This window comes from Comamonas sp. C24C (genome assembly GCF_053345995.1).
The window spans coordinates 130,659-142,794 of the sequence record NZ_JBKFBC010000006.1 but is presented as its reverse complement, the minus strand read 5'-3'; the positions used below and the strand labels follow the sequence as shown (position 1 = coordinate 142,794).

Annotated in this window: 10 protein-coding genes, 2 tRNA genes and 1 pseudogene; 7 read left to right on the top strand and 6 right to left on the bottom strand. The window is 63.1% G+C overall.

Annotation, left to right across the window (positions count from 1 at the left end; all coding sequences use genetic code 11):
- Nucleotides 1-189 precede the first annotated feature (189 nt).
- The 6 genes from ACLBXN_RS13035 to ACLBXN_RS13010 all read right to left on the bottom strand — a co-directional run bounded on the left by ACLBXN_RS13035 (nucleotide 190) and on the right by ACLBXN_RS13010 (nucleotide 5,289).
- Nucleotides 190-266 (bottom strand) — tRNA-Met (locus ACLBXN_RS13035).
- 121 nt (nucleotides 267-387) lie between these two features.
- Nucleotides 388-464 (bottom strand) — tRNA-Met (locus ACLBXN_RS13030).
- A gap of 73 nt (nucleotides 465-537) precedes the next feature.
- Nucleotides 538-1,317, bottom strand: a complete 780-nt coding sequence (locus tag ACLBXN_RS13025) for an enoyl-CoA hydratase (protein ID WP_003051437.1) — start codon at nucleotides 1,315-1,317, stop codon at nucleotides 538-540.
- A 97-nt stretch (nucleotides 1,318-1,414) separates the two neighbouring features.
- Nucleotides 1,415-3,232: a M61 family metallopeptidase gene (locus ACLBXN_RS13020; protein ID WP_447612398.1), complete on the bottom strand. Its 1,818-nt coding sequence runs from the start codon at nucleotides 3,230-3,232 to the stop codon at nucleotides 1,415-1,417.
- A 94-nt stretch (nucleotides 3,233-3,326) separates the two neighbouring features.
- Nucleotides 3,327-4,034, bottom strand: coding sequence for a DsbC family protein (locus ACLBXN_RS13015; RefSeq protein ID WP_167004518.1), 708 nt, complete (start codon nucleotides 4,032-4,034; stop codon nucleotides 3,327-3,329).
- Nucleotides 4,035-4,161: 127 nt separating this feature from the next.
- Nucleotides 4,162-5,289: an FAD-dependent monooxygenase gene (locus ACLBXN_RS13010; RefSeq protein WP_343678462.1), complete on the bottom strand. Its 1,128-nt coding sequence runs from the start codon at nucleotides 5,287-5,289 to the stop codon at nucleotides 4,162-4,164.
- A 163-nt stretch (nucleotides 5,290-5,452) separates the two neighbouring features.
- On the opposite strand from ACLBXN_RS13010, the gene ACLBXN_RS13005 reads away from it, so the two are divergent.
- The 7 genes and pseudogenes from ACLBXN_RS13005 to ACLBXN_RS12975 form a co-directional block, all read left to right on the top strand.
- Entirely contained in the window at nucleotides 5,453-6,340 is an 888-nt protein-coding gene (locus ACLBXN_RS13005) for an MOSC domain-containing protein (RefSeq protein ID WP_447612397.1), read from the top strand.
- A 118-nt stretch (nucleotides 6,341-6,458) separates the two neighbouring features.
- Nucleotides 6,459-6,782, top strand: a complete 324-nt coding sequence (locus ACLBXN_RS13000; protein ID WP_447612396.1) for a hypothetical protein — start codon at nucleotides 6,459-6,461, stop codon at nucleotides 6,780-6,782.
- Between the two features lie 264 nt (nucleotides 6,783-7,046).
- Entirely contained in the window at nucleotides 7,047-8,141 is a 1,095-nt protein-coding gene (gene ychF, locus ACLBXN_RS12995) for a redox-regulated ATPase YchF (protein WP_447612395.1), read from the top strand.
- Nucleotides 8,142-8,453: 312 nt separating this feature from the next.
- Nucleotides 8,454-9,842, top strand: a complete 1,389-nt coding sequence (locus ACLBXN_RS12990; RefSeq protein ID WP_447612394.1) for a sensor domain-containing diguanylate cyclase — start codon at nucleotides 8,454-8,456, stop codon at nucleotides 9,840-9,842.
- A 45-nt stretch (nucleotides 9,843-9,887) separates the two neighbouring features.
- Entirely contained in the window at nucleotides 9,888-10,826 is a 939-nt protein-coding gene (locus ACLBXN_RS12985) for an NUDIX hydrolase (protein WP_019042999.1), read from the top strand.
- Between the two features lie 152 nt (nucleotides 10,827-10,978).
- Complete coding sequence (gene nadC / locus ACLBXN_RS12980; RefSeq protein WP_447612393.1) at nucleotides 10,979-11,848, top strand: carboxylating nicotinate-nucleotide diphosphorylase; 870 nt, start codon at nucleotides 10,979-10,981, stop codon at nucleotides 11,846-11,848.
- 1 nt (nucleotide 11,849) lies between these two features.
- A pseudogene (locus tag ACLBXN_RS12975) lies at nucleotides 11,850-12,136 on the top strand (hypothetical protein); the annotation flags it as partial.

The window sequence follows — 12,136 nt, the reverse complement described above, 5'->3', positions numbered from 1 at the left end:
ACGCAGCGTGCGTGCGGCATCCTTGAGGTGCAACGGGCACGGAAAAGTCCTTGAAGGGGAGTTTGAGCGGCTGGAGCATGGCGGCGCGATCTGCGCTGATTTCTGCAGGGCAGAAAGGGCAGTGCGGCGCCATGTCGCCTCTGTAAAAAGCGAAAAGCCCCAGCTGCGTGAGCAACTGGGGCTTGTATTTGGTGGTCGTAGCGGGACTCGAACCTGCGACATCAGCATTATGAATGCTGCGCTCTAACCAACTGAGCTATACGACCGACAGTGCGCAATTCTAGAGGTAAAACAGTGGCCCGGCGGCAAACTTGGGAATTTTTTTATCCGGCAGCACCAGGCAAAGAAAAAACCGCAGTGCTTTTGCAAACACTGCGGTTTCCTGTCTGGTGGTCGGGGCGGGACTTGAACCTGCGACATCAGCATTATGAATGCTGCGCTCTAACCAACTGAGCTACACGACCGAAGACAGCGATTATATGCAAAAAATCGCTGCTTCAATCGGTTTTCTGAAATTTCTCGCGAAAAATCTGCTGCTTACTGGTGGGTGAAGTTGGCGGGGCGCTTGTTCACAAAGGCGTCCATGCCCTCCTTCTGGTCCTGGGTGGCGAACAGGGCGTGGAACAGGCGGCGCTCGAACATCACGCCGTCGGACAGTCCGCTTTCGAAGGCGCGGTTCACGGACTCCTTGGCTGCCATCACGGCCAGCTGGGAGAAGCCGCTGATGATGATGGCGGCGCCCAGTGTCTCTTCCATGAGCTTGTCAAAAGGCACGACGCGGCTGACCAGGCCGGCACGCTCGGCTTCTGTGGCGTCCATCATGCGGGCTGTCAGCGCCATGTCCATGGCCTTGGCCTTGCCCACGGCACGCGGCAGGCGCTGCGTGCCGCCGGCACCGGGAATCACGCCCAGCTTGATTTCGGGCTGGCCGAACTTGGCATTGTCGGCGGCGATGATGAAGTCGCACATCATCGCCAGCTCGCAGCCACCGCCCAGGGCAAAGCCGCTGACGGCGGCAATCACGGGCTTGCGGATGCTGCGAATGGTTTCCCAGTTGCGCGTGATGTAGTCGCCGCCGTAGGCGTCGGCAAAGCTGTACTTGGCCATGGCACCGATGTCTGCACCGGCGGCAAAAGCACGTTCGCTGCCGGTGATGATCATGCAGCCAATGCTTTTGTCGGCATCGAACTTCCTGAGCGCATCGCCCAGTTCGTCCATGAGCTGGTCGTTCAGGGCATTGAGCTGCTTGGGACGGTTCAGCGTGATGATGCCGACTTTTTCCGCTTCCACGCGGACTTCGATGGTTTCGTAGGCCAAGTTTGTCTCCTGCTAAAGAATGAATCGCTGCTGCCAAGAATAACCGCTGAGTCTGGCTGCCGGCTGTCGCGCAGCAGCGCCACCTTGGAGGTCTGGTTCAGGCCGCAATGCCCGTCAGCCAGCGCTCTGCCGCGGCCTTGTCGCTGATTTCAAGCCCCAGATTGGTGATGGGGCTGGCGCTATCTGCATCCTCGCTGGCGGCTTTGGCGAGCAGGCCGCCCAGATTCAGCGTCAGCTGCAGAATCTGCTGGTCGCGTGCCACCCAGGCCGTGAGCTGATCGGCTCCGGCTGCGTACAGCAACACATCGTCGAGCTTGCTGATGCGCCAGCACTGGCCATTGACGTCAACGGCCAGCCACTCGTCTGCGGCCATCATGCCGGCTTGCTCGGCCGCACCGCCGCGCAGCACGGTCTTGATCTGCACGCTATGGTTTTCCTGCACCCGCAGACCCAGCTTCTGGGCCAGTTGTGCAGGCTCGGCCTTGCTCTTGATCCCATGCGTGGCCAGCAGCTCGCGCAGCGGCAGCTCGCCGGTGGAATGCACCCAGGTCTGCAGCTGTCCGGCAATGTCGGGGTTGCCCACTTCGCTGACCACGGCCAGCACATCGGCTTCGCTGATGGGGCCGCCTTCGCTCTTGCGCCACAGACCGCGCATCACATCGTCCAGGCTGCTCGTGCCATTGGCGCGCAGGGCCAGATCCAGGCACAGGGCAACGAGCGAGCCCTTGGTGTAGTAGCTGACCGTGTGATTGGCGGTGTTCTCGTCCTGGCGGTAATACTTGACCCAGGCATCGAAGCTGGCCTCGGCCACGGATTGCACCAGGCGGCCCGGTGTCTGCAGCACCTGGTTGATGGTGCGCGTGACGAGCTTGAGGTACTGGCTGTTGTCCAGCAGTCCGGCACGGCGCAGGAACAGATCGTCGTAGTAGCTGGTAAAGCCTTCGAAGAACCACAGCAGCTCGGTGTAGTTTTCCTGCTCGTAGTCGTAGCGGGCCAGCTCGGTCGGGCGCAGGCGCTTGACGTTCCAGGTGTGGAAGTACTCGTGGCTGATCAGGCCCAGCAAGGTGTTATAGCCTTCGCCGGCCTTGGCCTCACCCTTGCGCGGCAGATCGCGGCGGCCGCAGATCAGCGCCGTGCTGTTGCAGTGTTCGAGGCCGCCATAGTTGTCATCCACCACATTGAGCATGAAGACATAGCGGTCCATGGGCGGTTGGCTGCCGTCGGCATGCCAGAAGGCGATCTCGGCTTCGCAGATCTTTTTCGTATCGGCCAGCAGGCGCTCGCCATCAAAGCTGGGCGCTGCACCAGCGACCACAAATTCATGGGGCACGCCGCCGGCCTCAAAGCTGCCGCGCCAGAACCTGCCCATTTCGACGGGGCAGTCCACCAGCTCATCGTAGTGGGCGGCCTGGTAGAGGCCGAAGCCGTTGGCGTCGACCTGTGCCGGCTTGAGGCCGGTGGCCACCTGCCAGCCCTCGGTGGAGGGGCTGTCAAGCAGCTCCAGCGCATGGGGGCGCTCCTCCTGGCCATGCACGCGCAGGCACAGGCTGGTGCCGTTGAAGAAACCGCGGCGGCGATCCAGCCAGGCCGTGCGCACCGAGGTGTCGTAGGCGCAAACTTGATAGCTGACAACGCATGCTGAATCTGCGTTGCAGGCAATTTCCCATTGATTTTTGCTGAGTTGCAGAACGGCCACGGGCTGGTCGTTCTGCACGGCTCTCAAGCCTTGCAGGTTCTTGGAGAACTCGCGCACCAGATAGCTGCCAGGAATCCACACCGGCAGCGACAGCAGCAGCTGCGCCGCGGGCCGGGCGATATGCAGCTGCACATCGAAAAGATGGGCGTCCACCGCGTTGGCCTGCACGACGAAGCGGATGTCGGGGCGAATGCCGGATGTGTTGAGAACAGAGGTCATGGCAGCTCCAGAAATGCGGGCCGGAGCATGCGAACCTAGCGCAGCGCGCCTGAAACTGCATCAGGTGCGCGCTGCTCCGGCAATGAGACAGAGATTACTTGGCGGCGGCCAGGTGCTTTTCGACCTCGGCAGCCGAGATGGCGCCGGGCACACGCACATTGTTGGAGAAGATCACGGTGGGGGTGCCGGTGATCTTGTACTTGCGGCCGAAAGCCAGATTGCGCTGGATGGCGGCGGGGTCGCACTGGGCGGCAGCCGCATTCTTGCTGTTCAGCATCTGATCCTGCCAGGCCTTGGCCTGATCCTTGGCGCACCAGATATTGCGCGACTTCTCGGCCGAGTCCGGGCTCAGGATGGGGTAGAGGAAGAGATAGATGGTGACGTTGTCCACGCTCTGCAGGTCTTTTTCGAAGCGCTTGCAGTAGCCGCAGTTCGGGTCTTCAAACACGGCCATCTTGCGCTCGCCCTTGCCGTGCACGATGGTGATGGCGTCCTTGATGGGCAACTGCTTGAAGTCCACGGCCGTGAGCTGTGTCATGCGGTCTTCTGTCAGGTTGCGGCGCGCCTTGGTGTCGATCAGCTCACCCTGAATCAGATAGTTGCCCTTGGCATCGGTGTAGAAGATGTCCGTGCCCACGCGCACCTCGTACAGGCCGCTCATGGGGGTGGAGCGCACCTCGTCGATTTTCTCGAGCTGGGGAATGCGCTCGGTCAGCGTCTTCTTGAGGTTGGCGTCCTGGGCGTGCACGTTCAGGCCGAAGGTCAGGCTGGCGGTGGCCAGCAGGCAGGCAACAAGTTTCATGGATGGTGTCTTGGCTGCAGCGGGCTGCAGCGCGAAAGGATTGAGGTCGGCTGCCATCCACGGTACATGGATGGCAGATCTGTTGCTTGGAGTGCGGGCCGCGCCAAGGGTTCCCCGAGCGCGTTTCTCAGAGCAGGCCCATGGCCTGCCGGGCCATCCAGGACTTGAGCGGGCCGCTGCGCTCGAAGCCCTTCATGCCCCAGTTGCGCAGCATCTGCACCGGCACTTCTGGGCGGGCAAACAGCTGCTGCAGCCCGTCCATGGCCAGACCCATGGGGGCCAGGGCAGCCTTGCGCTCGCGCTCATACTGGCGCAGCAGTTTCAGGTCTGCGGGGCTGCGCCAGTAGTCGCGCTCCTGAAGGATGCGCGCCAGCGCCTGTACATCGCCAAGGCCCAGGTTCAGACCCTGGCCGGCCAGCGGATGGACGTTGTGGGCGGCGTCACCTGCCAGCACCCAGCTTTGCTGGCTGTTCCTGTCCAGCGGTCCGCACCAGCGGTCGGCCACGGCCTGCTGCAGCGGCCAGGTGGCACGTTCGGCCACCAGCTCGAGCTGGCCCAGTGCGTCCTGGCTGATGGACTGCAGGCGGGTGGTGAAGCTCTCTTCATCGCTTTCCAGCCAGTCGGGCACCAGCGAATGTTCCAGCGACCAGACCACGGCCACTTCGTGACCTTCGGCCCCGCCCAAAGGCAGAAAGGCCAGAATCCCTTCGGGAGTGAACCACTGGCGCGCAATGCCGCCATGGGGCAGCTCGCAGCGCAGGCGTGTGGCTATTGCGTGCTGGGAATAGGGCGTGACGGAGAACTCCACGCCGAATTCGCTGCGTGAGCTGCTGTGACGGCCTTCGCAGACGGCGGTGAGGGCGGCCTCTACGGGTTCCGCGACGATCTCCACCTGAGGCTGATAGCGCACGGCCTCGGCCAGGCGCTGCTCCAGCGCAGGCACGTCCACGATCCAGGCCAGGGCCTGCACGTCCTGGGACGCTGCATTGAACTGAATCTGGCCGTCGAGATCGCCAAACACCTGCATGCCGAGCACGGGCGTCGCATCCTGCTCGTCGGGCCAGCAGCGCAGCGACTGCAGCACGGTCCTGGAGCTGGCATTGAGCGCATAGGCACGCACATCCTTGTGCTGCGGGGATCGAGGCTGCGGCGGCACCACCAGCGCGACACGCAGACGCTCACGCGCCAGCAAAAGAGCCAAGGTCCGGCCCGCAATGCCGGCTCCACGAATACATACATCAAAGGTTTGCGCCATGTCCGGCATTGTAGGAGGCGCGGACAGGGCCTGCGCTCATAGAGGAAACCTCAGGCCCGTTGACCACCCGTTGCGGGCAACTATGTTGTTGATAGCGGCCTGCGGATGTCAGGCAAGGGATTGGCGGCAAAATGATGAAGAATCCGTAATCGAAGGAGATGTGATGACCGACTCCAGCTATGACGTGCAGGGCAGGATTGCCGAGCTGTGGATCTACCCTGTCAAGTCCTGTGCCGGCATTGCCCTGTCCAGGGCCAGGCTCTCGCGCCATGGCCTTCAATGGGACAGGCACTGGATGGTGGTGGATGCGAATGGAGTTTTTTTGACCCAGCGCAGTCATCCGCGCATGGCACTGATCCGGCCCGAGATTACGGATGCGTATTTGCTGCTGCATTTTCCGGGCATGGACAGCCTGCAGATTCCCTTGGAGCTGCAGGGCGGCCAATGCAGCGTTCGGGTCTGGAAGGACACGGTCGATGCCTGGGATCTCGGTGAATGGGCGCAGCCCGCGCGCAGCTGGCTGAGCCAGGTGCTGGCCGAGGATTGCCGCCTGGTGCGCTTCGATGCCTCCCGGCCGCGCCGGGCCAGCGAACGCTGGGTGGGCGATGGCGATGCCCCGGTGCACTTTGCCGATGGCTACCCCTTGCTGCTGCTCAGCCAGTCGGCCGTGGACGATCTCAACCAGCGACTCACACAGGCCGGCGAAGCTGCCGTCGATGCGCGGCGCTTTCGTCCGAATATCGTGATTGCCGATATAGAGGCCCACGATGAAGACCGCGTGGAGCAGCTGGATCTGCAGGAGCTGCCCGGCCTGAGCCTGAAGCCCTGCAAGCCCTGTACGCGCTGCCCGATTCCCGATGTGGACCCCGATACCGCCGTGCCCGGGACTGCCGTGGGAGATTCAATTTCCGGTTACCGCCAGGACCCGCGTGTGGATGGTGCTATTACTTTCGGCATGAATGCGATGGTGCTGGGCCTGTCCGATGCCGCCGGTGCAGGGGCTGAACTGGCTGTGGGCCAGCAGCTGGCGGGCAATCTGCGCTTTGATTGAGGGTGGACGCAAGGCGTAGGTCTTTGTCTTTCAAGGACTTGGGGCATCCCTGTAATAAGGATGCCGCCGAAGCAGTGTCCAATAGGGTCCTTGGCAGCAGCAACGAGGGGAGGGCAGCATGGCTGAATTCAAATCTGGCGATTTCGTGGTTCTCACCGGCGGCAGCGCCTTTGCCGGAAAGATCGCCCGTCTGACGTTTCGTGCGCCTGATGGCGACTTCCGCCTGCCGGACGGCCATGGTCATATAGGCTGCGAGGCTGGAGACTGGGTGCTGGAGTTTGCCCAGAAGGTGCCGGCCCTGATGCGCGGCTGCCAGACCCCCTGCATGACCAAGTATCTGTGCCGCTCGCAGTCCCAGTTCCGAAGGCTGGAAGAGACCGCAGGGCTGGAGCAGCTGTTTGGCCCCATGCGCACTTGCTCGCCGGCGGTGATCGCAAGCTGATTCGGTATTTTCTCGCTCAGGCCTGCCTTGCGGCGGGCTTTTTGCTTGCTGGTTGCACGGGCGGTGCAATCTACCGCACAAGAGCAGAGATTGCCGGGTCATTACAATCATGGGCTTTCCGTGGCCAAACCGGGACGAAACTCTGGACGAACAGAGTGCCCAGGGGTCACGCTTCAGAAGAACCAGATTCGCGCCGATGCGGATCGGGCACTTCCGCCACATGGGTGTGGTGCTCGATAGTGCATTGATACATAAGGAATTTCCATGAGCCTCAAATGCGGCATCGTGGGCCTGCCCAACGTGGGCAAGTCCACTCTTTTCAACGCCCTGACCAAGGCCGGCATCGCCGCCGAGAACTATCCCTTCTGCACGATCGAGCCCAATACCGGCGTCGTGGAAGTGCCGGATCCGCGTCTGGATCAGCTCTCCGAGATCGTCAAGCCCGAGCGCGTTGTTCCTGCCATTGTGGAGTTTGTGGACATCGCCGGTTTGGTGGCTGGTGCCTCCAAGGGCGAAGGTCTGGGCAACCAGTTCCTGGCCCACATCCGCGAGACCGACGCCATTGTCAACGTGGTGCGCTGCTTCGAAGATCCCAACGTGATCCACGTGGCAGGCAAGGTGGACCCGATTGCCGACATCGAAGTCATTCAGACCGAGCTGTGCCTGGCCGACCTGGCCACGGTGGAAAAGGCGCTGAACCGCTACAGCAAGGCCGCCAAGTCCGGCAACGACAAGGAAGCCGCCAAGCTGGTGGCGCTGCTGACGCCCATCCAGGCTGCGCTGGATGAAGGCAAGCCTGCTCGCGTGGTGGCCGTGTCCAAGGAAGACGCGCCTCTGCTCAAGCCTTTCTGCCTGATCACCGCCAAGCCCGCCATGTTCGTGGGCAATGTCTCCGAAGATGGCTTTGAGAACAATCCTCTGCTGGATCGCCTCAAGGAATACGCCGAAGCCCAGGGCGCACCCGTGGTGGCCATCTGCGCCAAGATCGAGGCCGAAATGGCCGAGATGGAAGATGAAGACCGCGATATGTTCCTGCAGGAGCTGGGTCTGGAAGAGCCGGGCCTGAACCGCCTGATCCGTGCCGGCTTCAAGCTGCTGGGCCTGCAGACCTATTTCACCGCCGGTGAAAAGGAAGTGCGGGCCTGGACCGTGCGCGTCGGCGCCACGGCCCCCCAGGCTGCGGGCGTGATCCATGGTGACTTCGAGCGCGGCTTCATCCGTGCCCAGACCATTGCCTTTGAAGACTACATCGCATTTAAGGGCGAGCAGGGTGCCAAGGATGCCGGCAAGATGCGCGCCGAAGGCAAGGAATACATCGTCAAGGACGGCGATGTGATGAACTTCCTGTTCAACGTATAAGTCTGCTGCACATTGCAGCGCTAAAAGCCCCGCCAGCCATGGCGGGGCTTTTTTTATGCTGGCTTTCGGCGGCAAGGGCCGGGACGCTGCTTCATCGCCTCGGGGGAATGGCGGTCCGGATGTTCTTGGCACTGCCGAGCCCTGCTGACATCGCTCAGAGGAATATGCAGGGGGCGGTCCGGGCTTCGCCATCCATCAGGGCCGGCCGCGAGGCATGGATCGCGGAGCGCAGAAATCTTTGGTATACGCAAGTGACGCAAAGTAACGAATAATGAGCCCTCACGACTGCACAGTGCGCTCGAGGTCCCCAACATGATTCGTGCCAATGCCACCGCAAAGCGAACGATCACCGGCCAGTTGCTGGAGATCGCCATGGGCCAGTCTTTCTGTGCGGTGATGATTACCGATGCCAGTCTGGGCGGCGAAGGGCCGGTGATCGAGTACTGCAATGCGGCCCTGTGCGAGATGACCGGATATGCCGAAGCGGAGCTGCTGGGCCGCTCGCCGCGCATGCTGCAAGGGCCTCTCACGGACCAGCAGGTGTTGCAGCGTCTGCATGACTCGCTGGAGCAGGGCCTGCCGTTTCAGGGCAGTGTGGTGAACTACCGCAAGGATGGCGGCAGCTACCACGTGGAGTGGAATATCTCTCCGGTGCGTGACGATCAGGGCGTGATCCGGCATTTTGTGGCCGTGCAGCGCGATATCTCGGAGCGTGTGCAGGCCGAGCAGGAGCGCGCACTGCTGGCCAGGGCCTTGAATGCGGCCAATGATGGCATTCTGATCACGGACCGCAACTCCACCATCGTCTTCGTCAACCAGGCTTTTGAAGCTCTGACGGGCTATAGCGCGGCGGAACTGCTGGGCCAGCCGACCGAGATGCTGCGCTCGGGACTGCACGAGCCCGAGTTCTACGCCCAGCTGCAGGAGGCCCTGAGTCTGGGGCACAACTTTCGCGCCACCTTCATCAACCGCCACAAGAGTGGCGGCGTTTACTACGCCGAGCAAAGCATTGCGGCCCTGCGCGATGAGTCGGGCCAGGTCAGCCACTATGTGGGGGCATCCAAGGACATCAGCCGCATGGTCAAGCGAGAGATGGAGCTGCGCGAGCGCGCCAACCGCGACAAGCTGACCGGCCTGCTCAATCGCCATGCGGGCGAAGCCGAGCTCAAGCGCAGTCAGCTGCAGGCCCAGAACCAGCTGCGTCCCTATGGCGTCATCCTCGGCGACATCGATCTCTTCAAGCAGGTCAACGACCGTTTCGGCCATGTCGCCGGAGACCGCGTGCTGAAGATGGTGGCGCAGGTGCTTTCCGGCAAGGTTCGGCGCTACGACCATGCCGTGCGCTGGGGCGGCGAGGAGTTTCTGATCATTCTCTCGGATGCCAGCCTCGGCGTGGCCGTGAGCCTGGCCGAACGCATTCGGGGCGCTGTGGAGGCCTGCTCCGATTCCGAAGTCGGGCGTTTCACCCTTTCCCTGGGGGTCGGGCTCTGGGAGCCTGGCGAGACCGAGGACGATCTGCTCAGGCGTGCCGATGCGGCGCTTTACCGGGCCAAGCACAGAGGCCGCAATCAGGTGGCCGTTGCCACGGGGTCGATGAACATGCCGCTGGTGCAGGTGCCCGAGGCTCTGGCACAGCGCGATGCCCTGGCCTTTTCAGGGCAGAGCCCGGACAAGCCCTGGACAGGGTCTGCCTCACCGTAGAATTTGCCTTTCCTCCCGTCCTTGTCTCCAAAGCTTTTGAGTGGTTTGAATAATTCAGAACTGCATTCCGTGCAGGCCGATCTGGTGGCAGTGCTGGTTGCCGTCACGGGCGGCCAGCCCCGTATCCTGACCACCGGGTCCGGGCGGGCCTTGCCTGCCGGGCCCTTTACCAGCAACCACCGCTCGCTGCAGGCCAGCCTGCGCGCCTGGGTGGAGAAGCAGACCCACCATCCGCTGGGCTTTGTGGAGCAGCTCTATACCTTTGCGGATCGCGAGCGCTCGCAGCAACTGGGCATGCATGTCATCTCCATCAGTTATCTGGCGCTGACGCAGGAGCTGGACGAGACCGGTGCCGCCCAGCCGGGCTGGCAGGACTGGTACCGCTACTTCCCCTGGGAGGACTGGCGCGAAGGCATGCCCGGCGTGATCGCCGAGCGCATTGCGCCAGCGCTGCATGCCTGGAGCGAAAAAGCGTCGGACAGTGTGGCCAGAAGCGCCAGATGGCAAAGGGCGGCCATGACTTTTGGTCTCGATGAGCACGAGTGGAACGAGGAGCTGGTGCTGCAGCGCTACGAGCTGCTGTTCGAGGCCGCCGTGGTGCCCGAAGCCTGGGGAGAAGGGGAGGGCGATGCTGCCGCTTCGCTGCTGCCAGGTGCGGCCATGGGCAACGACCACCGCCGCATTCTTGCCACCGGCATGGCCCGCCTGCGCGCCAAGATCAAGTACCGGCCCGTGGTGTTCGAGCTGATGCCCGAGGAGTTCTCGCTGCTGCAGCTGCAGCAGACCGTGGAGGCGCTGGCCGGGCGCGGTCTGCACAAGCAGAACTTCCGCCGTCTGATCGAGCAGCAGGCGCTGGTGGAGGAAACCGGCCAGGTGACGGCCGTGGGTGCGGGCCGCCCGGCCAAGCTGTTCCGCTTCCGGCGCAATGTGATGCTGGAGCGCGCCATCGCAGGCAACAAGCTGCCGCTGGCCAGAAGTCATTGACCGGCTGATCTCTGCTGCGGATGGAGAACTGTTTTCACTGCAGCGATGGCTTGACTTAAGTAATGCTCAGATTTAGCATAAGTCGGCTTGCGCGAGGTGCGGCAGTGATCCGGATGCCTTCGTGTTTTTTTATTGAACTATAAATACTCAAAATGAGCATTAATAAGATTGCAGCCCTGCCCATCCCCTCCCTGCCCGATGTGATGCTGGAGCCGCTGGTGCGCATGGCCTTGCTGGAAGACCTGGGGCGCGCCGGAGACCTGAGCACCGACACCATTGTTCCCGCCGACGCCGTGGACGAGCTGCGCCTGGTGGCCAGGCAGGAGGGCGTGCTGGCCGGACTCGATCTGGCTCGCCTGGCCTTTGTGCTGATGGACAGCCGCCTGGAGTTTGACGTCCGCTGCGCAGACGGCACGTTGCTGCAGCCCGGCATGGAGATCGCCCGCATTCGCGGCAAAAGCCGGGCCATTCTCACGGCCGAGCGTACGGCGCTCAATTACCTCTGTCATCTCAGCGGCGTGGCCACGGCCACGCATTCGATTGCCCAGGCCATCAAGCCCTTCGGCACACGGGTGACCTGCACGCGCAAGACCATGCCGGGCCTGCGAGCCTTGCAGAAGTACGCCGTGCGCGTCGGAGGCGGCAGCAACCATCGCTTTGGCCTGGATGACGCCGTGCTCATCAAGGACAACCACATTGCCCTGGCCGGCGATGTGGCCACGGCCGTGGGGCGCGCCCGTGCCGGCGTGGGCCATATGGTCAAGATCGAGCTGGAGGTCGATACGCTGGCGCAACTCGAGGTGGCGCTGCAGCTGGGCGTGGATGTGGTGCTGCTGGACAATATGAGCCTGGAGGATCTGCGCACGGCGGTGGCCATGTGCAAGGGCCGGGCCATCACCGAAGCCTCGGGCCGTATCACGCCAGAGACCGCAGCAGCCGTGGCCGCCACGGGGGTCGAGCAGATCGCCGTGGGCTGGCTCACGCACAGCGCGCGCGCGCTCGACATCGGCCTCGATGCCTGAGATGGCGCGTCTCACGGCAGGACCGGCCGCTCGCCGCTTCTGGATGGCGGCTGCCGCGCTGCTGGCCGTGGCCGCTGCCGGCCTGTGGCAGTCGCATACCGGCGCGGCGGCTGCGATGCGCTTTGACAAGCCCGTCACCATCGTCGTGACCTTTCCACCCGGCGGCGGCACGGATCTGCTGGCCCGCCGGCTGGGCACGGCCCTGCAGGAGCGCATAGGCCAGAGCGTGGTGGTGGACAACCGCCCGGGCGCCAGCGGCAACATCGGTGCACGCGAGGTGGCGAGCGC